Annotated in this window: 23 protein-coding genes and 1 pseudogene; 13 read left to right on the top strand and 11 right to left on the bottom strand. The window is 40.7% G+C overall.

The annotated features are described in order from the left end of the window. Positions 1-89: 89 nt before the first annotated feature. The 5 genes from ABD769_RS09440 (at position 90) to ABD769_RS09420 (ending at position 3176) form a co-directional block, all read left to right on the top strand. Positions 90-587 (top strand): hypothetical protein, encoded by a 498-nt coding sequence (locus ABD769_RS09440; RefSeq protein WP_344851181.1) that lies wholly within the window; start codon positions 90-92, stop codon positions 585-587. Between the two features lie 56 nt (positions 588-643). Next, a complete protein-coding gene (locus ABD769_RS09435; RefSeq protein ID WP_344851179.1) occupies positions 644-1210 on the top strand; it encodes a hypothetical protein in 567 nt (188 codons plus the stop codon). Beyond that, positions 1203-1652: a hypothetical protein gene (locus tag ABD769_RS09430; protein ID WP_344851177.1), complete on the top strand. Its 450-nt coding sequence runs from the start codon at positions 1203-1205 to the stop codon at positions 1650-1652. Before ABD769_RS09435 ends, ABD769_RS09430 begins: the two co-directional genes overlap by 8 nt. Positions 1653-1762: 110 nt before the next feature. Then, positions 1763-2746: a potassium channel beta subunit family protein gene (locus tag ABD769_RS09425; protein ID WP_344851176.1), complete on the top strand. Its 984-nt coding sequence runs from the start codon at positions 1763-1765 to the stop codon at positions 2744-2746. 202 nt (positions 2747-2948) lie between these two features. Continuing rightward, on the top strand, positions 2949-3176 hold the full coding sequence (locus ABD769_RS09420) for a hypothetical protein (protein ID WP_344851175.1): 228 nt from the start codon (positions 2949-2951) through the stop codon (positions 3174-3176). A 71-nt stretch (positions 3177-3247) separates the two neighbouring features. Here ABD769_RS09420 and ABD769_RS09415 read toward each other — a convergent pair whose 3' ends face one another. Both ABD769_RS09415 and ABD769_RS09410 read right to left on the bottom strand, forming a co-directional pair. Further along, on the bottom strand, positions 3248-4453 hold the full coding sequence (locus ABD769_RS09415) for a hypothetical protein (protein WP_344851174.1): 1206 nt from the start codon (positions 4451-4453) through the stop codon (positions 3248-3250). A gap of 66 nt (positions 4454-4519) precedes the next feature. Then, on the bottom strand, positions 4520-4765 hold the full coding sequence (locus tag ABD769_RS09410; RefSeq protein ID WP_344851172.1) for a hypothetical protein: 246 nt from the start codon (positions 4763-4765) through the stop codon (positions 4520-4522). A 52-nt stretch (positions 4766-4817) separates the two neighbouring features. On the opposite strand from ABD769_RS09410, the gene ABD769_RS09405 reads away from it, so the two are divergent. From ABD769_RS09405 to ABD769_RS09395, 4 genes and pseudogenes are all read left to right on the top strand, one after another. Continuing rightward, positions 4818-5606, top strand: a complete 789-nt coding sequence (locus ABD769_RS09405; RefSeq protein ID WP_344851171.1) for a hypothetical protein — start codon at positions 4818-4820, stop codon at positions 5604-5606. A 193-nt stretch (positions 5607-5799) separates the two neighbouring features. Then, on the top strand, positions 5800-5964 hold the full coding sequence (locus ABD769_RS25055; protein WP_486357899.1) for an aldo/keto reductase: 165 nt from the start codon (positions 5800-5802) through the stop codon (positions 5962-5964). Positions 5965-5979: 15 nt separating this feature from the next. Then, positions 5980-6783 (top strand): annotated as a pseudogene (locus ABD769_RS09400) (aldo/keto reductase); the annotation flags it as partial. 123 nt (positions 6784-6906) lie between these two features. Beyond that, on the top strand, positions 6907-7296 hold the full coding sequence (locus ABD769_RS09395; protein ID WP_344851170.1) for a cupin domain-containing protein: 390 nt from the start codon (positions 6907-6909) through the stop codon (positions 7294-7296). A 139-nt stretch (positions 7297-7435) separates the two neighbouring features. Here the strand turns inward: ABD769_RS09395 and ABD769_RS09390 are convergent, their stop codons facing one another. From ABD769_RS09390 to ABD769_RS09380, 3 genes are all read right to left on the bottom strand, one after another. Beyond that, positions 7436-8071, bottom strand: a complete 636-nt coding sequence (locus ABD769_RS09390; protein ID WP_344851169.1) for a DJ-1/PfpI family protein — start codon at positions 8069-8071, stop codon at positions 7436-7438. Between the two features lie 76 nt (positions 8072-8147). Next, the gene (locus ABD769_RS09385) at positions 8148-9947 is read right to left on the bottom strand and encodes a tyrosinase family protein (RefSeq protein WP_344851168.1); all 1800 of its coding nucleotides are present in this window, start codon (positions 9945-9947) and stop codon (positions 8148-8150) included. A 31-nt stretch (positions 9948-9978) separates the two neighbouring features. Next, complete coding sequence (locus ABD769_RS09380) at positions 9979-10464, bottom strand: hypothetical protein (RefSeq protein ID WP_344851167.1); 486 nt, start codon at positions 10462-10464, stop codon at positions 9979-9981. Positions 10465-10901: 437 nt separating this feature from the next. On the opposite strand from ABD769_RS09380, the gene ABD769_RS09375 reads away from it, so the two are divergent. Further along, the gene (locus ABD769_RS09375) at positions 10902-12188 is read left to right on the top strand and encodes an FAD-dependent oxidoreductase (RefSeq protein ID WP_344851166.1); all 1287 of its coding nucleotides are present in this window, start codon (positions 10902-10904) and stop codon (positions 12186-12188) included. A 13-nt stretch (positions 12189-12201) separates the two neighbouring features. Beyond that, positions 12202-13965: a flavin monoamine oxidase family protein gene (locus tag ABD769_RS09370; RefSeq protein ID WP_344851165.1), complete on the top strand. Its 1764-nt coding sequence runs from the start codon at positions 12202-12204 to the stop codon at positions 13963-13965. A 98-nt stretch (positions 13966-14063) separates the two neighbouring features. On the opposite strand, the gene ABD769_RS09365 is transcribed toward ABD769_RS09370, so the two are convergent. Both ABD769_RS09365 and ABD769_RS09360 read right to left on the bottom strand, forming a co-directional pair. Beyond that, positions 14064-15212 carry a hypothetical protein gene (locus tag ABD769_RS09365; RefSeq protein ID WP_344851164.1) on the bottom strand — a complete coding sequence of 383 codons (1149 nt, stop codon included), beginning with the start codon at positions 15210-15212 and terminating at the stop codon, positions 14064-14066. Positions 15213-15244: 32 nt separating this feature from the next. Next, a complete protein-coding gene (locus ABD769_RS09360) occupies positions 15245-17050 on the bottom strand; it encodes a hypothetical protein (protein ID WP_344851163.1) in 1806 nt (601 codons plus the stop codon). Between the two features lie 382 nt (positions 17051-17432). Here ABD769_RS09360 and ABD769_RS09355 point away from each other — a divergent pair, with 382 nt between their 5' ends. Further along, a complete protein-coding gene (locus ABD769_RS09355) occupies positions 17433-18146 on the top strand; it encodes a LytR/AlgR family response regulator transcription factor (protein WP_344851162.1) in 714 nt (237 codons plus the stop codon). 252 nt (positions 18147-18398) lie between these two features. On the opposite strand, the gene ABD769_RS09350 is transcribed toward ABD769_RS09355, so the two are convergent. Further along, positions 18399-18596 carry a hypothetical protein gene (locus ABD769_RS09350; RefSeq protein WP_344851161.1) on the bottom strand — a complete coding sequence of 66 codons (198 nt, stop codon included), beginning with the start codon at positions 18594-18596 and terminating at the stop codon, positions 18399-18401. A 243-nt stretch (positions 18597-18839) separates the two neighbouring features. Here ABD769_RS09350 and ABD769_RS09345 point away from each other — a divergent pair, with 243 nt between their 5' ends. After that, entirely contained in the window at positions 18840-19475 is a 636-nt protein-coding gene (locus ABD769_RS09345) for a DUF5710 domain-containing protein (RefSeq protein WP_344851160.1), read from the top strand. 121 nt (positions 19476-19596) lie between these two features. Here ABD769_RS09345 and lpdA read toward each other — a convergent pair whose 3' ends face one another. The 3 genes from lpdA to ABD769_RS09330 form a co-directional block, all read right to left on the bottom strand. Further along, positions 19597-21003: a dihydrolipoyl dehydrogenase gene (gene lpdA / locus ABD769_RS09340; protein ID WP_344851159.1), complete on the bottom strand. Its 1407-nt coding sequence runs from the start codon at positions 21001-21003 to the stop codon at positions 19597-19599. A 54-nt stretch (positions 21004-21057) separates the two neighbouring features. Next, the gene (locus ABD769_RS09335) at positions 21058-21642 is read right to left on the bottom strand and encodes a TetR/AcrR family transcriptional regulator (RefSeq protein WP_344851158.1); all 585 of its coding nucleotides are present in this window, start codon (positions 21640-21642) and stop codon (positions 21058-21060) included. A 179-nt stretch (positions 21643-21821) separates the two neighbouring features. Beyond that, positions 21822-23297 carry a sensor histidine kinase gene (locus ABD769_RS09330; RefSeq protein WP_344851157.1) on the bottom strand — a complete coding sequence of 492 codons (1476 nt, stop codon included), beginning with the start codon at positions 23295-23297 and terminating at the stop codon, positions 21822-21824. Positions 23298-23469 lie beyond the last annotated feature (172 nt).

Here is a 23469-nt window from a genome sequence, read left to right as displayed (position 1 = left end):
CAATTATTTTAGTTAGAAAAAGAACCGGAGGATGTTAAATTTGCAACGATAACAATTTCGGAAATTAAACATCAGCTCATTTCAACCCTATGAAATTTTACAAAAACTTATTGTTCATTTTTTCTTTTTTGCTGTGCGGACAGGCCTTTGCGCAAAATGATCCGACAATTGCAGCCATACGTAAAGAGTATAACCGGATAAACGCGCTTAAACTGAGCCAGCAGCATTATAAATATGAAAAGGCCGGTTGTGTGGAAGAGGGAAGGGTAGATTATTTTTTTGAGGGTAAAACCATTGTTAAAATAACTGAATCGGGTTTTATTGGTGACGGATCGTGGACAACCAGTTATTTCTACCGTGCAGGAAAACCTGTATTCTGTTTTGAAATGATTGAAGGCGGGCCGGCAGCGGGCGAAACAATTAAAACAGAATACCGCATTTATATCGAAGATGGCCGGGCATACCGCGTACTGGAAGGAAGCAAAGTGATGAAGGATGAAAATATATCTCAGGAACAGATCCAGCGGGCTAATAACATTTATAAAGCATATGCTACCAAAAAATTTGGAGAGGCGCTTTGCTTTTAACTGCATCATCCTTTTTTAGTAAATTTGCAAAAAAAAAAGTTACGCCGTTTTGCTACATGAACACCAGAAAGTTGAGCAGGAAAATTTCGATTATATTCCTTTTAGCCATCCAGGTTATTTTTTTGTTTGCCATTTTTCGTGAACATCTGCAGTCGTGGTGGTCTGTTATTTCAATACTGGTCATCTGCCCGTTGATCCTGGTGGCTTATTTACGCGGGCAGCTGCACCACCACGAACACCAGTACGAACACGTTTTAGTGGTATGCTGGATCCCCATCGGTGCAGTTTCCTCTTTTTACCTCAACCATTACCTGTCTCTCGGGCCGGTTATCTCTGCTTCGGCCGTTGGTTTTACAGCTTCTTTCCTTCCGGTATTCAAAAAAAGTTCTGAGTATCTCCGGCAGCTCCCGGCAGCAGTTTACTGCGGTGCATTTATCGGGATGTCGAGCACAGCAGTTGCGCCAAATATCGTATTTGTGCTCACTGCCAGTTTCTTTACGGCAATACTCATTATTGTTTCCAAAAGCCTTTTTTCGGGGGTTGGGGGCAAGCTTGGAACACTGGCTTTTGCAGGTGTGGTAATTACTTCCTTTATTTATTATCTGATTTCTGCCTATGCTTAATGGCGCAATATTGTTACTGGTAGGCTTTTTTGGCGCCATGCTTACCTTTTACCTCAATGAGGGGTTAGGGCAGGGGCCGGTCCGTTCATCGGCCATGTTATCCCTTGGCGTAGCACTTTTCTTTCACTTCTTCCCACACATCACTGATCCTTATATCGTAAAAAACATACCGCTGGTTTTTATCGGTTCATCCTTTATCGGCATGGTTTCCAGTCGCCTGGTATCTAATTACTGGCTTATTGGGCTGGCAGGCACTGTGTTCTGTATTATATTTCTCAATACAAGCCGTTTTTTTACTGGCTATGGGGGCGCCCTGGGTATTTCTGCCTGTATCTCACTGCTGGCCATTTTAAGTATTCCTATCGTAACCAAAAAACACAGGCTCACCAATGGTTTCGCGATACTTAGAAAAATGCTTTTCAAAATCCGGAGAAAGCAGTAAAACAAGCTCATACTGAATTTCTTCAGATCCATGTAAAATAGAATCAGAATGAAACATTGTGATCTCTTTTCTGGTTTATGGTAAAATAAATTTGAATTAAAAACATCCATATGGAATATAGAAGATTAGGTAAATCGGGCTTACAGGTGAGTGCCCTGGGGCTGGGCAGTTGGCTAACTTTTGGTGCCCAGATCAGCGATAAGGTTGCAGATGAGTTAATGGGGATTGCTTACGATGCAGGCGTCAACTTTTTCGACAATGCTGAAGGTTATGCCGAAGGGAAATCGGAACTCGTAATGGGGAAAATCCTTAAATCTCAGGGTTGGGAGCGCGAATCGTTCGTCGTATCGAGTAAGGTATTCTTTGGTACCGAGAACAAAGGCCCAAATCAGACGGGGCTTTCGCGTAAACATGTAACGGAAGCCTGCCATGGCGCATTAAAGAGGCTTCAGGTTGATTACCTGGATTTATACTTTTGCCACCGGCCGGATAAAAATACACCCATTGAGGAAACCGTACTGGCAATGAATACCTTAATTCAACAGGGTAAAATTCTGTATTGGGGAACCTCAGAATGGAGTGCGGCTGAAATTACGGAGGCCATTGGCATTGCGAAAGATTATCGTTTAGTTGGTCCGACAATGGAACAGCCACAATATAACCTTTTCGAAAGAAAAAAACTTGAAGATGACTTTCTGCTGCTTTTTAGGGATCATGGCCTGGGTACAACCATATGGTCGCCTTTAGCATCAGGCTTACTATCAGGCAAGTACACAAAAGGAGATGTAAAGGATACCCGTTTGGCAGATGCAAAACTGGGTTGGCTGAAAGATAATGTGCTGCAGGCAGACAGACTTAAAAAAGTGGAGAAACTGCAGGAAGTTGCTGATCAGCTTAATGTTTCGCTGGCCAAATTTTCGCTTGCCTGGTGCCTGAAAAATCCGAATGTAAGTTCTGTTATCCTTGGAGCTTCAAAAGGAACACAGCTGAAAGAAAATTTAACTGCCCTCGAGGTGGTTCCGCTGCTTACCGCTAAGGTTTTAGAGCAGGTTGAAGAAATTATGGGCACAAAACCTAAACTGCCGCAGTTTTAATTATTTATTCGATATCGTATTTATCCAGGCACGGTAGCGGTCACGCTGTCGTGCTTTTTCATTTCTGCCGTATATGCTTTACCAGATCAGAAAGAGTGGCAGGGCTGCATAAAATGGCAGAACAGTTTTTTTAGGAGTGAGAATTTTAAAAAAAGGTAAAACAAATGATGGATAAAAGGCATTGTTATGGAAAATATAAATAATGAGCACGATTAATACATTGTCAAAAGACCTTCAGAAATTCATTGATAAGTTTGAACCGAACAAGTTCAAAGTAATGGGCAGGGGTATAGAAGTAAGGGGAGTAAGCAATATCCACGATGCGATTGAAACCGCAAAGGGTATTATTGAAAAACTGAAACTGAATCTACGCGTTTCACACAATGCAGAAATGGTGAGCTATGGCGCATTTGAAGTATGTGTGCTGTAAGTACACTACTTGCGCTACCAAATGAAAAGGTTGTCCCGTTTTTTCTACCAGTTTAACCGCTGAAATTTCTATTAACTTATCGGCTCTGGCATTGATTGTTTCGGTTTACGGATATATGTTGAAATCACAAAAATTACGAACCCGAAAAGCCAGGTCGAGAACAGTACGATAAAGAAAATCTCCCTGATGGAGGAATGAAAGTATCCGGGCTGGTAGAATAAACGGTTCAGGGTGTTAATTTTTTCGGTTAATGCATTCCGGTCGAAGTTATTCCTCATCTGGTCTAGCTGGTCCTGATCTTTATCCCGAAAACGAAAAACATCCTGGTTAAGGGCTACAGGATTAACAGACGATTCTATGTTGTATTTTTTCAACAACGTATCCAGCTTTTTAAACGATTGAAGTAAAGAATCTTTATTTAATTTATAAAGCAGCTTATATCGGTCTATCGCATTTTGACGCTGTTGTTTTGCTACACTTTCGTCATTAACCGGACTGATCAGCGTCTTGTTTTCGAGAAAAATGCAAATGCTATCGTCGTATTGCGGGTTAACTTCAGCTCCTTTAAATATTATTTCGGTGCTGTCTTTTCTTAACGTTTTTGTTATGATTCTTTTCTGTAATTCTTTCTGGTCAAAGCCGAACAATTCATCGGCAGTGTTGGTTGCGCTTTTTAACTTTTCGTAACCTGAAGTAAGCATTTTTAAGGTATCAATACTGTAATATGCAGATTGCAGGCTAAAAGATTCCTTATCTGCCGGGTCGTAAAAAACAGTATCCATTACCTTAATTACAGGATAGGGCTTCGGATACAGGATGTTGGTCACATTAAATAATGTTTCCGAATTGTAGGCAGAGCCTGGGTATAAAAAAGGATTTAAAACATTTAACAACCTTTTATCAGCATTGAAGTTTTTTTCTGGTAATTCCTGTCTGAGTTTAGCATTCAGCCCGAAACTGTAACTTATAAAGAAGGTTAACGATAAAAAGACTACCGGAAGCAGCACAGCGCCGATTTTAATCAGATTGGGGATGTTGTACTGTTGCCTGGAATAATTACGGATCAGTAAAATAAGAATGGTCAGTAAAAATATACCGGTTACGAAGAAATGGGAAATAGACACATCGTCGTAAAACTTGAAACGGTAAAATTCTGTGTAAATATTAATCTTCCCTATACCCGCAAACTTAAAATAACCATATATAAAGTAAGCCAGGTGTATTAGCGCAAGTACAATAACAGATTTTAAGAGAAACTTTTTTAGATTGTGGCTCATAAGGTTTAATGCTGATTATAGTGAATTCTAACGCTCACCAGAAAAAATCGTATTCGTCCACAGATATCATTGTTTCGGAATTTTAGCTGTATCCTGAAAAATTATACCTCTTTCCTGGATATGGATACAGTCGTTTTTAAATGAGTTGCGTTTTATGATTTCCAAATATAATAAACGCGATTGACATAAAATGGCCTCATCAGGCACAGGCTGAAAAAAGAATCTGCCAATTTTATCAATCAGGTATTTGTAGTGTTTTCCTTTAATCTGTTTTAAATAAAAAGTCTTGACACCAAACCAAACAATTTCCATTTTTAAGACTTATCATTTAACTATGATATTTCAGCCACCGATTTGACCCCTGATGAAACAGCTTACTAAATATTTGCCAATAGCAAATGCAACTGCACTTATCCTTACCATAGGGATAAATTATTTTTCCAACGCAGGAGAACTGAACGGAAATACAATGAAGGTGATCTCTGACCGGTATGCCAGTTATTTTACACCAGCCGGTTTTGCCTTTTCGATATGGGGGCTGATTTATTTGGGATTGCTTGGCTTTGTATGCTACTCGATAATCAACAGAAAAGAGGCTAAAATCATAGCAATTGTAAGTAAAATCAGCTGGTGGTTTGTGCTCTCCTGTCTGGCAAATTCATTTTGGGTTATAGCCTGGCTAAACGATTATTTAGGCCTGTCTGTTGTTATTATGGTCATTCTGCTCATCAGCCTGCTTGCAATTATTACGGGTACAAGAATGGAACTTGATGCGCATCCGCTAAAAGAATATCTTTTAATATACTGGCCTTTTGCCATTTATGCAGGCTGGGTAACAGTTGCGCTGATTGCAAATGTTTCTGCATACCTCACCAAAATCGGTTGGGATGGCTGGGGGATCAGGGAGGATTACTGGGCAGTTGCAATGATCGGGGTGGCAGGCCTTGTTAATGTAGTTATGGTGCTGACCAGAAATCTCCGCGAGTTTGCCACAGTAGGAATCTGGGCATTGTTTGCCATTTCTGTAGCCAACCAACACCAGCCAGATCAGAAACTGATAGTTTATGCCTGCTACATCGTTATGCTGATTTTGCTGGTCTTCATTATTAGAAACGGGCTGAAAAACCGTGACCGTTCTGTGCATAATATGTGAGGTACCGGCTTTTTGCAGGGCTATGGTGAAATTGATATTTACCGGATAGTGGTTACATGTTTAATTCGGGAACGTATTCAGTAATAATGGTATCTCTTTCAGTAATCTGTGTAAGTGTTTTAATAGCTACGATGCCGAACTTTGTTATCGCCGGCAGGAAATAATTTATATTAGGAAATTAATCAGAATCGACATGGAAAAAAGAATATTAGGAAATAGCGGCTTAGAAGTTTCCGCATTAGGTTTAGGTTGCATGGGTTTAACTTTTGGTTATGGCCCTGCAACGGATGAAAAAGAAGCCATTGAATTGATCAGAAATGCCTACGATTTGGGTATTACATTTTTTGATACTGCCTAAGCTTACAGCCAGGGTGGAAATGAAACCTTAGTGGGAAAAGCTGTAAAATCTTTCAGGGATAAAGTAGTGATTGCTACCAAATTTGGCTTTCTGGATGGCGATTCTACTAAAGGTTTAGACAGTAGTCCGGCAAGAATCCGGAAAGTGGTAGAAAATTCGCTAAAATTTTTGCAAACCGATTATATCGATCTGTTTTACCAGCACAGGGTTGATCCAAATGTACCGATTGAAGAGGTTGCCGGAACAGTAAGAGATTTAATTGCTGAAGGTAAGGTGAAACATTTCGGCCTTTCTGAAGCCGGTGTAGAAAGTATAGGTAAGGCACACGCTGTACAACCTGTAACGGCTTTGCAAAGTGAATATTCTTTGTTCTTCCGCGAACCTGAACAGGTGATCCTTCCGGCTTTGGAAGAACTGGGCATTGGTTTTGTACCTTTTAGTCCGTTGGGAAAAGGATTTTTAACCGGAGCCATTAACGAAAGTACAACTTTTGATAAAAACGATTTCAGGAATATTGTTCCGCGTTTTTCGGAAGAAAACAGGAAAGCCAATCAAACTTTGGTTGATTTGTTAAAGGCTATTGCTGCTGAGAAGGAAGCCACCCCGGCACAAATTGCGCTGGCCTGGTTGCTTGCCCAAAAAACTTTTATTGCGCCTATTCCGGGTACCACCAAATTACATCGTCTACAGGAAAATGTAGGTGGAGCGGCAGTAATATTAACAAATGCAGATTTGGAAAAAATTGAGCTTGCGGCATCAAAAATCACGATTCAGGGTGAAAGGTATCCTCAGCATCTTCAAAATAGGGTAGGCAAATAATCAGCCCGAAAATATTCTGGACGAGAATGAATCACAGAAGGTTAAAATGACGGTAAACAAATCCCGGTGCCTACATTGGCGAAACCTGGAATAAGGGAAATTTAATATAATTAACATTAAAAAATGGAAGATTTAGAACATAAAGGTTTTAAAGCAGTACCTGCTGAATATTTTTCGGGAAAAGCTTTTTTGAAAACTTTAGTTGCAGCAGACGAGGTAACCAATTGTAACATCAGCGATGTCGCTTTTGAAAAAGGTTGCCGCAATAACTGGCATACCCATCCCTCCAATCAGATCCTCATAGTTAAAGAAGGAGTGTGTTATTATCAGGAGGAAGGGAAACCCGTTCAAAAGTTTGCAGCAGGAGAGGTAATTAACATCCTGCCCGGTATAAAGCACTGGCATGGTGCTTCTCCTGACGAATCGATGGTTCACATCGCCATCAATATCAATACAGACAAGGGCATGGTAAACTGGATGGAACCGGTAAGTGATGAACAATACAACAGCTAAGCAATGATGGTCAGTGTTGCCAGGTAAAACGTTTCTTTAACTGATACCTGATCATAAAAATAACAAAGCCCATCCGATTTTGGGAATGGGCTTTGTTATTTTATTTATTGTTGATTTTCAATTGGTTATTGTTAATGTTTTAAGGTAAAATAGTGTCGGGTGGTAATGGTGCATCCCGGTTGTAAACCATAATATCGGCTACTTCCTGTGCAATTTTAAGACCATCCAGTTTGCCGACAAGGTAGAGTGCGCCATCAATACCCGAAGTAACGCCTCCTGTTGTTACAAAATTGCCATCTGCTACATACCGTTCGTTTTTAATGAAACTGATATCAGGATATTCCTTTTGGATATCTTCAATTGCAGCCCAGTGTGTAGTTGCATTCTTTTTGCTGAGTAATCCCGTTTTTGCAAGAATGTAAACACCAACACAAACCGACATGATTACAACCTCCGGATGTTTGGCTTGTCCGATAATCCAGTTAATCAGTTTAGGCGAGCCACTGCCAAAAGATAAGGCACTACCTTCGGGCATGATCTGCCCGGGAATAACAATGATATCGGGTTGCGGACAATTTTTTAGTGTAAAGTCGGGTGTAATATTTACAACCAAACGCTCACTTTTGATTTTTCGGGGAGATTCTGCAACGGTAAATACATGGTACTTATCCTGGTTATAGCGGTTCGCTTTTACAAATACATCCAGCGGACCATTCATATCAATCAGTTCAACCCCCGGGTAAATCAATACAGCCACATTTATTTTTTTATCCATTGTGGTGATATTTATGATGTTAAATCTATAATAAAAAAGCTGCCCCAATGGAGGCAGCCCGTTCTATTTATCTGCTTTATGATACCTGCATGTTAAAGGCAGAGCTGTTCATTAACATTGGTGCCTCTGCTGCCAGTCCCTTTCCAAGGCTATCTGCCATCAGCATCATATTACCCGGTGCACGGGCGGTGAGCAATTTGTTGGCGTTTGCCTGGTTGGCAACGGTGAACTTGGCAAATTCTGCTTCATTGCCAGATCTGCCGTTAATCTGAACATCAAAAATAGCCCTGGCAATTTCATCCTCCGTAAACTGGTAGAGCGTGAAAGATGCAGAGACTTCGAGGTGTGTTAAACAGTTTTTACAGACTACAACGCGCCACCTGCTCAGCACCGGTTCAGCGCCAAGGAAATGTCTGACGCCATCTATGGTAGCATAAGCAGAAAGCACAAATGAACCATTAATTTTGGCCCTGTTGATGCCATTTATGGTGAGCACTTTATCGCTTTTGTGTTCTTCCTGAGGTGCAGATGCCTGCAGTTTCAGTTCACTTGCCTGATCGGTATCATCTAGCGACAAACTTTCGTAAGTAAAACCCAGCTGGTTTTCTATGTCGAAAACATCGCTTGAGCGGTAATAACGTTCTTGTCCGTTTTCCACGAGTTTGAAAGGGAAAAGTGGCGAATCCATAGTTAGCTGCTCACCTGGTTCGTAACCCACAGGTGGTTGCTGGCCTTCATTATTGGTTCCCGGATATTGCTGATCGGCAGGGAAGCCCGGTACCGATAGGTCTAGATTAGTGGTCGAGTTGTGTTTTTTCTGCCACATCCAGAAAATCCGGTCTACATTGCAGTGGTGGAAGAAGAAAATCGGGTCGAGGCCTGCAGTTTCATTCTCACCCATATCGCCGTTTGCATTTGACGGCACATTGGGATTTGGAGAATTAGGGTTGGCATCCTGTCCGGGCATATTAACACCGCCTACCGAAAGGTGGATACTGCCATGAGGCGATTCGAGCGATTGCGCATTAACATTATTGTATTTAGGATCGTTCCACTCACTACGGGAAGTATTGTTAGAGAATACTGTATAGCAAGGCGCATCTAAGCTTTTTTTATAACTGTCGTACACACCACCCCTGAATTTGCCGACAGGCGTAAACGGATTGTCGGGATTAAATTGATCTGGTATTTCTACCGTACCGCCCAGCCAGCCTATCACATTATCATTCAGTAATTGAGTAGTCAGCTTTACATTGATGGTATTGGTGCCCGGAATATAGTAAGCACTATTGTTGAGTTCTGCTGCTGCCCGGTCGGTAGGCCGGCCCACCAGACCCGATAGAGGGTAACGCACCGTTTCGTAACCCTGCGGCTTGGAATAAGAACTTACCTCTACATAATCGTGCAATGCCACCGGCAATACAAAAGATTTTAATGGATTTGGGATGGTTACATTATTCGAAAAAGTAAAATACTCATCGGTAAGGATGGGCGGTACACCTAAAAACACCTTGCTGCCATCAGGTTTGGTTATTTTGTAGGTTTGGTCCCAGTAAGGAAGCATTACGCTTTCGCAGCCGGGAACACTTTGCAGTGCTTTTTCGAGTTTATGCAGGTACGCTCGGTGCCAGGTAGGAAAAAGGATATTGCCATGGTTGCAATAACCTCCCCAATAGCTGCCATCGTAAGCACCGCGGCCTACAAAAGGCTCACCGTGGAAACCGCCCAGGGTCATAAATGAATTGGGATTATCGGCTGGCAAGGCCTTGATAAACTGCCAGGCCACCATGAGTTTTTCCAGTTCCTCGGGTTTGCCATTATTAAAATCGTTGTAAATGTTTTGAATCGACCTACGTACTTTTAGTGTTGGTTTCATTGGTTAGGTTTTTTTATTTGAATGGATATGTTTATGATTGGGTAATTTGTTGTTTGCCAAATGCAAAGCGTAACCGGCCTGCTGCAAGGCTGTTAAGCAATGAGCCACCGATAATAAAGGCCATGCCTACCATTAGCAGGCTTTGCTCTGAAGGAAAAAGCACCCGGGCAGCAATGAGCGAAAGCGCGCCCAAAAGACTGATGAAAAACGGAAGATAGCCTACCCGCGCAGCCCTGCGCAACAACAGGAACATATGTACGCCCAGCATCATAAATAATACCGGAAGCAGCCAGCCCATATACGGTAGTCTGGCAATACTGAGAGAGCCGAACATACTCATGTATGCTGCCCAGCACATGGGGCATTTTGGAAAAAAGGCAATAAGTATGCTCAGCAAGGTAGAAAAGAACGATTGAAGCATGGTTTTGGTTTTAGCAGGTACCGGAGGCGGTACAACTGCCTGTTGCACTGCAGGAGCATTGCAGCAGCATTTGGGAGTGGGATTTAGATGGTTCATGTGGGATGTTTTTTCTTGTTTGGTTAACCATTTTCTGATATAGGGCAAAGCAGGATGCCGCCATACCAACCGGGCTTGTGCCGGTAGTAAACAGGGGTATAGCTGGTACAAATAGTATGGTTCACGATGGAGCGGTAATTTTCTATTGCGTTGATTTGTAATGCGTAACCTAAAGATAGCGCCTTGAAGAGGTAGAAAAAACCGTTTTAATACTGTTTTTTATTTGGATTATTTTTTTATATTATCATTTTAATCCGGAAGAGGTTGATACCGGTATAATCTGATCCTTAAAATACTTAAATCTGAGTATAAAAAATGGGGGCTTAATTGTTTAGTTTTGGTGTAATCCAAACCAATCAGGAATATTTTTCAGCTCTCTATACGTTAAATTAATCTCCCATGTACACGCTCATCCCACCAACATTCCTGCTGCTTTAATGATATACCTCACAGGAGGAAAAACAGATATCCGGCTGGCCCGGGTAATTATATCCTTCTTACCTGTTCCAAACAACCATACCAAACAAACAGAATTTATGAAAACAGAAAACTACGATGTAATCGTTATTGGCGGAGGCGCCATAGGCTTAGCTACGGCCTTTCAGCTCGGCAAACGAAAGGCCAGCACCCTGGTACTCGAGCAATTTACTTTTGTAAACCAGTTGGGCAGTTCTGCCGGCGTATCGCGCCAGTTCCGCATCCCGTACCCGGATGAATATATGGTGCAGATGGCTTTGGATGCGCAACCTTATTGGGACGAGCTGGAAAAAGAGACCGGTACTTCGTTGCTCGATAAAGTAGGAACGCTATGGTTCGGAGATCCGGCAGTACACTCAACTGAAGGGAATATTGCCGAAGCGGAGGCTGCACTAAAAGCACTAAATGTTCCTTATACTACGCTAACAGCAAAAGAAATTGAAGAAAAATACCATTTTAAAAACTTACCCGAAACCTATACCGGATTGTTTCAACCGGATGGTGCGAGCATTAATTTTAAAGCCACCATCGAAACGCTTTTAAACCTTTGTAAAAAAGAAGAAACCGTGCAGCTGGAAGAAAATTCGCCGGTACTAAAGATAAATCAGATTGGTGAACTTTTTGAAATTGAAACGCCAAACGGCATTTACATCACCAAAAAACTGTCCATTATTCCCGGTCCCTACATTAACAGTGTCATTAATCTGCTCGATTTCAAAATTGAAGCTACTTATTGGAACATGTCGTCGGCTTATTTTAAAAAAACCGATCCCAATATCCAGTATCCAACCTGGTTTGTATTCCAGAATGCCATAGGCGAAAACAGCAATCAGTTTTATGGTTTTCCTTCGGTAGACTGGGACCATCCTGAATACATCCGTGTGGCACCAGACTTTGTAATTGAACCCATTGAAGAGCCAGCTGACCGGACATTAATTCCTAATCCGCAGGAATTGGGTTATACGGCTGATTGGGTAAAAGAACACATGACAGGCCTGGCAGCTGAACCTGAATACACTTCGACCTGTTTAATTGCCCTGAGCAAAATCCCGAATAAGGAACTGCTGATTGATTTTGCACCAAACTATGTGCCCAACCATAAAAATATTGTGTTATACGCTACAGGCTGGGCGGCAAAATTTACACCTTTCTTAGGTAAAATTATGGCCGATCTGGTATTAGACGGGCACACCGATTTCGACATTAAACCATTCCAGTTAGGATATAAATACTTTAAAGCATTTTAAAAAAACATCTAAAATGAATAAAAACACGCCTTTAAATACAGGAAAGCAGCCTGATTTAAAATTAGAAGTAGCCGTTATCGGCGCCGGAACATCCGGTTTATATACCGCTTACCGTTTGGTAACGGATAAAAAATATACCGCCAGCGAAGTACAAATCTTCGATATGAACGATAAGCTGGGCGGAAGGTTAGAATCAGTAATTATGCCGGGGATGAATTTCTGGGGCGAACTGGGAGGAATGCGTTACCTTACCTCGCAGGAAATTGTAACTACCCTGATTGAAGGTTACCCGCTTTCGGAGCCCGATCTGAATAAACGCATCCCGGTTTTGAAAGATAAAATGACACCTGTTCCATTCCCGATGGGCAGTCCGGCAGAACTGATCATGTACCTTCGGAAAGAGCATTTTAAACAAGATGCCTGGACGGTTGCACAGGCAGCAGGTGAAAAACTCAGCACCCGCTATTACCTGAATGATGATGATTTCGGATTCAGCTCTGATCAGCTTTTCAACAAAATTATTTACGAAGTTTTAATGGCAGATCCTTACGTGGCCGAAACTTATGGAAAAAAAATCATCAAGGGAGCCTCGGTGTACGATTACTCTTTTGAATTAACAAGTGTAGATTGGGATGATATTAAACCTAAACTGGTTTACAATTTTCCTAACTCGCCGTACGACAAACGTAAAGTAAACGACCTGGGTTTCTGGAATTTAATTAAAGACCAGGTTTCGCAGGAAGGTTATGAATTTTTAGCCAATGCAGGCGGTTATTATTCGAATACCATTAACTGGAACTCCGCTGAAGCTTTTCCTTACATGGTGGGCGATTTTACTGCCGGAACAATTTACAAAACCATCGAAGAAGGTTACGACAGCATTGCTTATGCAGTAGCCAATGCCTATACCGATCATGAGGGTGCCTGCATCTGGTCGAAAAATAAGCTGCTTACTTTTACCAAAACACATCCTTTGGTAAGTACCCATAAATACCAGCTTACTTTTTTAAATCTCGAAACCAATACCACCTGGAATGTATATGCGAATACGCTCATACTGGCCATGCCGAGGAAATCGCTTGAGCTGCTGGATCAGGAGAATTTCTTTTTCAATGTAAACGAAAATTCATACCTCAATTATAATATCCGTTCGGTAATTATGGAGCCTGCTTTTAAAATATTAATGGGTTTCCAATACCCATGGTGGAAAGATTTAGGCATCGATTCAGGTCACTCGATTACCGATTTACCGATGAGGCAATGTTATTATTTCGGTACCGATCCTGAAACCAATAACTCCATGTTACTGGGCAGTTATGGTGATATGGAAACAGAAACCTTCTGGAAAGCGCTTACCGATGACAAATTGCTTTTCGAAGTGAAACCTGCTAAATCGGCCTCTTTAAAAGAACTGCATCAACTGGATAGCGTGCAGGCCACTAAATTAATGGTAGATGAATTAATGACCCAGCTGCGCGAACTGCACGGGCCGGAGGTAACCATCCCCGAACCTTATGTAACCTATTTCAGAGATTGGACGGACGAACCTTTTGGTGCCGGGTACCATGCCTGGAAAGCAGGTTATTCGGTAGAAAGCGTGATGCCATACATGCGTAAGCCGGTGGAAGATGAGCAGATCCATATTATAGGCGAGGCATATTCTGATCAGCAGGGATGGGTAGAAGGTGCTTTCTGTGTGGCAGAAAAAATGCTGCAGGATTATTTTGGGCTCGACAGGCCGGTGTGGTTAGATCCTAAGTATTATTTAGGGTGGTAGGGAAATCTTATAAAATAACAGGGCTTTCGATTTACTGAACGCCCTGTTTATTAAGCCTAGTTTGTTGTGTTGGCATTTAAAAGACCTGAGTGATCCTTCTAATCAACCGTAACCTCTTCAAAGACATTTAACTCGGAGAGATATTTGAATAGTTTTTTGAAAAAATCGGCACCAACGCTTCCTAAATCAATATGGAAATCGATTGTATTTTCTTTAATGCTATAGTTACAATTGTGTATAACGCCACTGTTTTTACTTTTTAATGCTTTCTCGTTATACGCTGCAATAAAATTTTCCATGCCTGAAGCGTATTGATCTGCATTCTTTGCTTCACTAGCTTTTACTGTTAAAGTAATGTAGCATTCAAGCTGAATCCGGTTAACGGTAAGTTTATAGCTTAAGTCTTTTAGCTTAAAAGGTAATTGGTTGCCATAAGGATTAGCTTGTTTATGATATTCGACAATATTTAGGTTTCCAAACGAAAATTCAATATCATTGCAATTGATGTCTTCATCTGCTATATCATAAATTCTTCCCGATTTTGATTTCCATAGAATATCAATGCTATTAACGTGGTCATATACACCCAGCGCGATAGATATTTTACTTGTTTCGGCTTTTTCGTGTTGAAATGGACGGTCTTTATCAATAAGTAGTACAACAAGGTTTTTCACTTTTAAACCCGATGTATTTTCGAAAATAGGCGTCAACTGAGCGTTCATGCAGGTTGCAAACGGAACACTCATGTTTACGTCAAGCTTATTTTGTAACTCTTCAACAAAAAGATCAGGCCATACAATCAGGTTAGCTAAATCGGGATTGTTGTAACGCTGGCATTTCTCTATATCAAGTCCTTCAAACCAAAATTCTATATCCGCTGGGTCAATACTGGTTGAACCCAGTGTATAAATTATTCCGCTTTTAGTGGTCCAGCAGATGTTTACATCCAAATATCTATGCTGAAGGACTAATTTAGAAGAGATTCTGGAAAAAAGTTGAGGTCTTCCTCCAGCAAACCTTAGAATCTCGCTGGTTTCCTTAGATCGCATGAGAATTGCACTCTGCAAAACAATGCCTTCATCACTAGCCCACCTTAAGCGGTTTTTATGCTGTATTTTTATGCCGGTTTCTCTTTCAAAAATTGAAGAGAGTTGCGTATCGGCAAGATTTAAAAATTCTGTTGATGTTTCCAGGCTAAAATACCTTTTTAATAAATTAGCCCACATATCGATTTCTATCAATCCCATTTTTAGTTCGGTTTAATATCTTTGAGTTAGTTCTATATGGCAGCAGCCAAACGCCACATGGTTCTTGCAATAATAAAACTTGCCCAATCGTCTGCAATACCCGCTCCTAATGTAGCAATATCTTCAACAATTGTTGCTATTACCACACCAATGGCCGCGGCTTTAATATAAGTCACCATTTCGGGATGCTGCCTTAAATACATCACTATTTTCGCTTCTAAGTTGGCCGTGTTTTGCGCGAGTGACTGCACGAAATTCATCAGCTTTTTTGCATAGGTTTCAGGCATAAATACCGGCAAGGTATATGGAGACTCATATGCTTCAATAGGTTCGTACTTAATCACTCCCTCTGCAGCCAGTTCGACTTTCAAAAATTTACCTATTTGTGTAGGGTGAGGCCAAACTTTTGTTGGATAGTTATATCCTCTTTGCCACTTTCCTGTAAGAGGAGGGCAGCTGCGTTCTGCGTGGTCAATGTAATTGTCAACTTCAGTCTGAGCAACAGTTGTTGATATTGAATTAGGTTTAATTTCAAACATTTCGCTAGAACCGGTATTTACAATATCGGCAAAGCCGCGGCCACCAGTTGGTCCACTACCGGGAATTGAATATTCCCGTTTCCCATCAAAAGGGTGCTCCACTAAATACTCATACTGGATCATCCAATGCTCAATTGTCCCTCTAAATTTTACATTGCCCATCCGGTTTGTCCCATAACAATCAGTTGGATTGTTGATAAAGGCATCTGCTTCGGCATTTTCTGTCCTAACCGTATTTATTATTTCTACATCTTCCGCGGTAAGCTGGTAGGATGTATTTCCTTCAGCTGGATCGTCTGGATTGTCATCTACCGGAATAAATGGTTTTGCAGGCATGGTCACAAAACAGGGTATTATAAGACCGTTGGGGCCTTGATATGCCTTGGTAGCTGTAGGGCTGCAAGGGGCATGTGGTGGGTAAGCATTTCCGCTATCACCAGCGCCTCCACTAGGAGGTGCACCTCCATTGCCTGAATTATTTCCGCCGGATGGAAGTGAGCTTTCTGGTGTAGGATAAAACGGGCTTGAAACACAATTTACATCATAGCCAATAACATTACATACGGTGGTTGTTTGCCCTGGTGGAGCGCAGGTGTTACCGTTAGAAGGCGCCGTTTGTACCACTGGACAGGTAGTACATCTGGTTATAGGTTGCGACCAGCAAGTAAGTCCGGTTAATGGCTGTTCTGTTTCTGCAGACATTATTTTTCCCTTTCCGAAAGATGCTTTATTGATCCAATTCGCCTTTGCTGCTGGTTTAACACTATAAGAAACGGGCCGTTCGCCATTTTGATAAGAATAGGCCTTTAACAAATTCCCATCCCAATCTCTGATTACTGCCCGGCCTGTATAGGTTTGCCTATTTCCATATGCCCAGGCTGAATCTGGGAACAGACTGACCCATTCTGTTTTGATATTGGCAGCAGAATCCTTATAAAAATAAAGGTAATTCAAATTGTCATACGGCATTGTTGCGCGGGTCTTCTCGTTTAACACCCAATAAATATTGTCAAATTTTAAAGGCACTTTAAGCACGATGTTGCCATCAACAGAAGCGAAATAGGCATTTTTCCATACAGGTACTTTTGTTTTTAGATAGGGATTCAGATCGTCATTGCCTTTGCTTTTTGCCAGGTTCCGGTCGAAATGTTGCCTGGCCTCATTAATACTTTTTAGATTTCGATCTAAACTTCCCTGACCGGGAATTAGAAGATCCTTCTTACAAGACTGTATCATAAGGGATGAGAGAATAAGGCAAAACAAAATTTTGCCCTTTGAAAGCATTAATTTTTTCTTCATTTTTTTGTTCGATTAATTTTATAAGCCAAAATGACGTAACTAGAATACGTTTAATGACGGTGACGAATATTCGAAGTATTTTATTGGTAAACAATGATTTGAAAAGAGGTTAGGACGTAACTCCAGGTTTACAGGACGTACTGCCTGCTTTTGATGATCAAAATCTAAAAAGAAAATAAAGATTGAATCCGTCATTTATCACAGTAAATTGTGCGTGATAAAACCTTATCGGTGTGTAGTTTAAATTTGTCTGTGTTATTGCAGTATAATATTTGGCAATTAGTAAAATTTATTATACGTTTGCCGATATCCCATCTCGTTCCAGAGAAAAATAATTTTAATTGGGTTTCCTTGAAAGAAACTTTACAAAATTTTATTTACAATGAAATATAATTGTGTAATTATTGATGAGGATTACAAAAGCATTTTAAATTTACAAAAACTGATTACATTATCGGCGAACCTGCAACTGATAAATACCTATCATGATCCATTTGAGGCGATGGGGGCAATGAATAAAGAACAGGATATTGATATTTTATTTATGGATATCCAGTTTAAAGAGGTGTCAGAACTACAGGTTGTTCCAGTTATTCAAAAAATGGTTAAACATATTATCATTATTACAGAGGATTCCAAATATGCTGTTAATGCTTTCGAACTTAATGTAGATCAGTTTTTATTAAAGCCATTTAACAAGCTTAAATTTTTCATAGCTTTAAATTATGTGATAAGAATATTAGAGAACAAAAAGGATCAGGTTAAATTGCTATATGTTAAGGGGGCGGCAAAGCATTCATTTAGTCAGGTTGCCATCGAATCAATTGTAGCCATAGAGGCATCAAAAAACAAGATTAATATTTATACGTTAAGTGAAATATTAAATGGTTATCATTCTATGAAAGAAATGGCAGAGTCATTACATAAATTTCCTGATTTCTTGAAGGTGCATAAATCTTTTATTGTCAATAGCAGCCATATTTGCAGAGTAGAGTTAAATACTTTAGTTATGATAAACAAATTAGTTATCCCTATTGGCGAAAGTCACCAGGAAAAGCTAAGAACGTTTGTAAAAGAAAGAACATTTATAATTTAACATTGCATTTGTAAAGCTTATCAAGCAATCTGTAAATCAGCAATATTAACACAAATTGTAATATTGCAGTAGCAAAAATAAAAACTTGCAAGATACACCTGACAGATCACTTTAAGCATCAAAAAATTGCAATATCAGATGATAGGCCGCAAAGTGATTTTTTCGAGCTTTTCCCTTCCATAGGAAAGGTGCCATAGATGGATAGGGAAGGGCGTGCTGCCTATAAGGTAGTGGTTAAGGGGGAGGCAGGTGCTAAAGCTTTAACGTTTGAGCATAGTCAAAAAATCTTCTTCTATCATATCCCAGACAGGTAGCAGATAGCATGGCGTGTAAGGATGATTTCCAGTACGGTGTGTAAAACGGATGCTGCATATTGTTGAGTGTCCAGAATTTTTGGATATACCCATAATAACGTTTCGGAACGGAAAGCTCACTGTAATAGGTGCTCATTGTTTATTGCTGATCGGTAAGCTTGCAGTTATGTGCACTAATATCTTAATTAAATAAATGATATCAAATCTGATCAGCTATAAATAGCAGATGGAAGATGGCAAAATGTAAGATGGATGATGTAAGATGGATGATCGAAACGTTAAGCGCCTAACAAAATATGCTCTGCGTATTCATCTTTGCGGTTAAAATTCTGCTTTTACCAGATTTTAATTATTTTCGTCCTGCAAGCTTAATCTAACAATGCCTTATATCTTAAACGTTCCTTTTGCCGATAAAGACGAGGCCAAAGCACTCGGGGCTTATTGGCTCATTGATATCAGGAAGTGGGTTATTCCTGATCACATTGAAGATATTAACCGTTTTGCAAAGTGGATTCCGGCAAGCCGTTTAGATTGCATAGTAAGGAAACCTTATTTATTGGCTAAAGCCACGAGAATCTGCTGGAAATGCGGACAAAAAACACCTGTAATGGCTCCGGCTGCCGTAAATTATTATCATTTAGAACAGGTTGATGAGGATGATCCCAATGGTGGTGAGGTTGCCTGGGTTAAAGGCGAAAACCCAACATTGTTCAGTTATCTCCAGAGTGCAGATCTTCCTGCCATGGAATATTTAAAAAAAGTCCATCCGCAGTTTAAGTATAGTTTTTCAAAAGCCATTCAGTTTTCCTACTGGGTAAATACCTGTAAACATTGCGGGATATTACAGGGCGATTTTGAATTGCACGATGAACCTGGCGGACCGTTTTTCCCAATCGTTTACGATCCCGACGACATCCAGATTGTTTCGTTTGAACTCGAATACGATTACGCCATCGAAGGTGAATATGGCGGCCAGCAGTTTGAAGAAATGGATTTCCCGGAGTTTTATAAATAAAAGTTGTCTCAAAATATTGTGTTGTAAATAAACTTAATTCGTTTATTTAGGTATTAAGACCCTCAATTAGTTGAGGATGATAGCACTATTAACCAATAAAATTTGAGACAGCTTTTTATTCCTAATAATTAATAGATGGCTGTCCGGTAGCTAAAAGATAAGCCTCTTTTAATACTTCCGAAAATGTTGGGTGAGGGTACACCATTTCATTCATGGCTGCGGCGGTAATTTCATGCCTTATACCGAGTGTGGCATGGGCAATCAGGTCGGCAGCACGAGCACCAATTATATGTACACCCAATATTTCGCCGTAAGTAGGATCAACCAGAACTTTTGCAAAACCATCCAGATCTCTCGAAGCCCTCGCCCTTCCGCTGGCAAGAAAAGGAAACTTTCCAACATTGTATTGCTTTCCTTCGCTTTTAAGCTGTTCTTCCGTTTTACCTACCGAAGCTACTTCAGGCCAGGTATATACCACGCCGGGAATCAAACTATAATCCAGGTGGCCGGCTTCACCGCAAATGCGTTCGGCAACATATTTTCCATCTTCTTCTGCTTTATGTGCTAACATTGGGCCTGCAATCACATCACCAACCGCATAAATGTTCGGCTGGTTAGTTTGAAGTTGATCATTTACAATAATCCTTCCGGCCTGATCAGTATTAATGCCAGCCTTTTCGAGGTTTAATCCTGCAGTATAGGGCTTGCGACCAACAGCCATCAGGCAGTATGCTGCTGTTTCAGTTCGAAGCTGCTGTTTTTCATCAAGGAAAGAAACAGAAACCGAATCGCCTTGATTTACAACCTGTTGCACCCGGTGGTTAAGTTTGAAAACAATGTTCAGCTTGCTTAAACTCTTTTGAAGCGTTTTTCCCAGTTCTCTGTCCATGGTTGGCAGGATGGAATCGGCATATTCAATGATGGTAATCTGTGTGCCAAGTCTCGCAAACATTGATGCGAGTTCGATCCCGATAACTCCACCACCGATAATAATCATTGATTTTGGTAATGCAGGTAAATCCATGGCTTCGGTAGAGGTAATGATGCGCTTTTTATCAATAGCTATCCCGGCTAAGCTTGCAGGTTTAGAACCGGTAGCAATAATAAAATCGGTGGCCTTAAGTGTCAGTTGATCGCCTTTTTCTGTGCCAACATTTAATGTATGTGAATCTTTGAAACTTCCATGGCCCTGATACAAAGTAATTTTGTTTTTTCGCATCAGGAAGTTTAATCCCGCATTATTTTGTGCAATTACTTCTTTTTTGCGGGCAATAAACTGGTTAAAATTAAGTTTCAGATCGCCGGTTTCTATCCCGTGGACTGTAAACTCTGTTTTTGCCTGGTGAAAATGTTCAGAGCTATCCAGTAGTGCTTTCGCCGGGATACAGCCAACGTTGGTGCAGGTACCGCCAAGTCCGGCATATTTTTCTACAAGCGCAACTTTTTTACCCAATTGAGCGGCACGGATAGCAGATACATAGCCCCCTGGTCCGGAGCCGATTACGATAATATCATATTGATGATCCATATTTTTAATGTTAAAATTTTATTTGGACGACTGTCTATATCAGGTGAAATTTTTTTAAAGTAAATTTTCAATAAAATTTAAAAATTGCCGGAGCGGTTGATCGTTGCGTTCTATTTTACGCTGGATCATACTGCCTTCGTATGTGTTGAAAATCATTGAAGCAAGCACTTTTGCATCAATAGTACATTTTATGCTGGCTTCTTTCTGACCTTGTTCAACTAATTTTTGTAAACCCGGGACAAGGTGATCGGTGGTGAGTTTTTGCAGTTGTACAGCAATGATTTCGCTTTGGGCAGCAACATCCTGACCTAAATTGCCCATTATACAGCTCCACATGGTGCCACTATTGGTACTGGATTTCGTGTACCTGTTAATCCGTAAAGAAAAGTAAGCCATAATCTTTTGCTTCGGATTGAGCGCCGGATTGCGGGTGATCTCGGAAAAGGAGGGGAGGATTTCTGTTTTAAAAAAATGATTTAATACTTCTGCAGAAAAATCTTCTTTATTCTTAAAATAGTAATGAAAGGATCCTGTGGGCATTTCTACCTGTTTTGTAATCTCCCTGATTCCGGTTTGATGATACGAGCGGGTAGAAAACAGATCGATGCCAGCTGCCAGAATTCTTTCTTTTTGATCCATGGTACAAAGTTATAGACGACTGTCCAAATATGCAAATCAATTGTTGATTATTTTAGTTCATTCGTGTGCTTAAGCCAGCACCAGGATCGGGTTTAATTTATCTTATTCCTGCAGTTGAATTAATAATTGAATTAAGACTAGGGACTTAAGACTAAGGACTCTGGACTCAAAACTCCAGACTAAACCGGCAGTGTAAAACAAAATGTACTTCCCTGATCTGTGCTCTGCTCCACCCAGATTTTTCCGCCGTGCCCTTCAATAATTTCACGGCATACATAAAGTCCTATACCAAAGCCTGCTATGAGGTTATTGTTTTGCCCGCGGTAAAAACGGTCGAAAAGTTTTGAAATTTCTTCCTGTGGAATGCCCGTTCCCTCATCGCTGACACTTATTTTTAGCTGGTCGCCTTCAATTGTTGCTGAAGTGGTAATCTGGCTGCCAATGTTCGAATACTTTACGGCATTACCAAGCAGGTTATTAATTACCTGTGCCAGTTTGCCCATATCGCCATTAATAATTACAGGTGCTATATCGGGAAATATAAAGCGGTGCTGCGTGTATAGCATCCGGGTTTCTTCTGCAATTTCCTGTAAAAATGTGGCAAAATCAAAAGGTCCTTTTTCGATAAACATTTTTCCTGATTCCAAACGGGCAAGGTTTAAAAAACCATTAATCATGTTCGTCATCCGTCGGCTCTGTTTAATCGATTGCTCCAATATCCTTTTAGTCATTGGGTCGTGCTTTGCCGGTTCACTCTTTTCCATCAACTGGAGATAGGCAGTTAATGAGGTAAGCGGTGTTTTAAGTTCATGACTTACCATGCCGATAAAATCATTTTTACGCTGCTCATTTTGTTTAATATCGGTAATATCGCGGGTGGTACCGGCTACCGCTTCAACTTCGCCGGCATCGTTAAGCACAGGTGTGAAAATATAATCGTAAACACGTTTTCCAAGTAGGGCATGCGGGAAAGAAACTTCGCCACGGATAGCGGTTTTAGTGGTACGCACATGGTCTATTTCCCGTTGGTGCATTTCAGCATGCCAGGGTTCGTATCCGTTTTCGAGCAGGCCTTTCCCAATGGCATTATCCCAGCTTTTACCCCACATCGTAAGGAGGGCTTCGTTGGCATAAATAAAATTGTACTGAAGATCAAAAACGTACATCAGGTCGGGCGTACTGTTAGCAATGGTTTCATACACCCGTTTTTGCTGCTCGGTAATTTCCTTCGCCAGTTTAAGTGCTTCTTCAGCACGTTTGGTTTCAGTAATGTCGCTCGCTGCACCAAACCATTCGCGTACATTTCCATTATCATCAAAAATGGGCACGGCGCGCGATAAGATCCATCCAATGCTTCCATCCGCCCTGAGTACACGGTGCTCCAGCTGAAAAACCTTATTTTCTCTTTTCGCATCATCAATGGCCGTTCTCACCTGATCCTGATCAAGCGGATGGATGTATTTAGATATCCAGTCTGTAAGGGGTTCGTTTGTGTCAGCTAAAAAGTTCCTTCCCTCCAGTTGTTTCATTTCCCGCCAATCGGCACTCATAATGTACACAATATCAGAAGTAGCATTTACGAGGGCTCTAAAACGCTCTTCGTTTGCGGCAATGGCTTTTTTATTGGGATGTTTATCGTCATTTACACTGTTCATATTATCAGCAGGAAATTTAATCGTAACACTAAATTAGTTTTAAAAGCTGATTTTCAAAAAAACTCAATCGCGAATAACAGAAATTTTCAATTGATAAAAAGGAGTACTCCTGAAACGAATGTTTACCTAAATTCTATTAGAAATAAAACAAATTCATAATATGCTGTTTAAC

It is taken from the genome of Pedobacter jeongneungensis, from assembly GCF_039538295.1.
Lineage (GTDB): Bacteria > Bacteroidota > Bacteroidia > Sphingobacteriales > Sphingobacteriaceae > Pedobacter > Pedobacter jeongneungensis.
This window is presented reverse-complemented; position numbering and strand designations above follow the sequence as displayed.

Coding starts and splice junctions, on each gene's coding strand:
- ABD769_RS09440 (WP_344851181.1), top strand. CDS start 90: ATGAAATTTTACAAAAACTTATTGTTCATTTTTTCTTTTTTGCTGTGC.
- ABD769_RS09435 (WP_344851179.1), top strand. CDS start 644: ATGAACACCAGAAAGTTGAGCAGGAAAATTTCGATTATATTCCTTTTA.
- ABD769_RS09430 (WP_344851177.1), top strand. CDS start 1,203: ATGCTTAATGGCGCAATATTGTTACTGGTAGGCTTTTTTGGCGCCATG.
- ABD769_RS09425 (WP_344851176.1), top strand. CDS start 1,763: ATGGAATATAGAAGATTAGGTAAATCGGGCTTACAGGTGAGTGCCCTG.
- ABD769_RS09420 (WP_344851175.1), top strand. CDS start 2,949: ATGAGCACGATTAATACATTGTCAAAAGACCTTCAGAAATTCATTGAT.
- ABD769_RS09415 (WP_344851174.1), bottom strand. CDS start 4,453: ATGAGCCACAATCTAAAAAAGTTTCTCTTAAAATCTGTTATTGTACTT.
- ABD769_RS09410 (WP_344851172.1), bottom strand. CDS start 4,765: ATGGAAATTGTTTGGTTTGGTGTCAAGACTTTTTATTTAAAACAGATT.
- ABD769_RS09405 (WP_344851171.1), top strand. CDS start 4,818: ATGAAACAGCTTACTAAATATTTGCCAATAGCAAATGCAACTGCACTT.
- ABD769_RS25055 (WP_486357899.1), top strand. CDS start 5,800: ATGGAAAAAAGAATATTAGGAAATAGCGGCTTAGAAGTTTCCGCATTA.
- ABD769_RS09395 (WP_344851170.1), top strand. CDS start 6,907: ATGGAAGATTTAGAACATAAAGGTTTTAAAGCAGTACCTGCTGAATAT.
- ABD769_RS09390 (WP_344851169.1), bottom strand. CDS start 8,071: ATGGATAAAAAAATAAATGTGGCTGTATTGATTTACCCGGGGGTTGAA.
- ABD769_RS09385 (WP_344851168.1), bottom strand. CDS start 9,947: ATGAAACCAACACTAAAAGTACGTAGGTCGATTCAAAACATTTACAAC.
- ABD769_RS09380 (WP_344851167.1), bottom strand. CDS start 10,464: ATGAACCATCTAAATCCCACTCCCAAATGCTGCTGCAATGCTCCTGCA.
- ABD769_RS09375 (WP_344851166.1), top strand. CDS start 10,902: ATGATATACCTCACAGGAGGAAAAACAGATATCCGGCTGGCCCGGGTA.
- ABD769_RS09370 (WP_344851165.1), top strand. CDS start 12,202: ATGAATAAAAACACGCCTTTAAATACAGGAAAGCAGCCTGATTTAAAA.
- ABD769_RS09365 (WP_344851164.1), bottom strand. CDS start 15,212: ATGGGATTGATAGAAATCGATATGTGGGCTAATTTATTAAAAAGGTAT.
- ABD769_RS09360 (WP_344851163.1), bottom strand. CDS start 17,050: ATGAAGAAAAAATTAATGCTTTCAAAGGGCAAAATTTTGTTTTGCCTT.
- ABD769_RS09355 (WP_344851162.1), top strand. CDS start 17,433: ATGAAATATAATTGTGTAATTATTGATGAGGATTACAAAAGCATTTTA.
- ABD769_RS09350 (WP_344851161.1), bottom strand. CDS start 18,596: ATGAGCACCTATTACAGTGAGCTTTCCGTTCCGAAACGTTATTATGGG.
- ABD769_RS09345 (WP_344851160.1), top strand. CDS start 18,840: ATGCCTTATATCTTAAACGTTCCTTTTGCCGATAAAGACGAGGCCAAA.
- lpdA (WP_344851159.1), bottom strand. CDS start 21,003: ATGGATCATCAATATGATATTATCGTAATCGGCTCCGGACCAGGGGGC.
- ABD769_RS09335 (WP_344851158.1), bottom strand. CDS start 21,642: ATGGATCAAAAAGAAAGAATTCTGGCAGCTGGCATCGATCTGTTTTCT.
- ABD769_RS09330 (WP_344851157.1), bottom strand. CDS start 23,297: ATGAACAGTGTAAATGACGATAAACATCCCAATAAAAAAGCCATTGCC.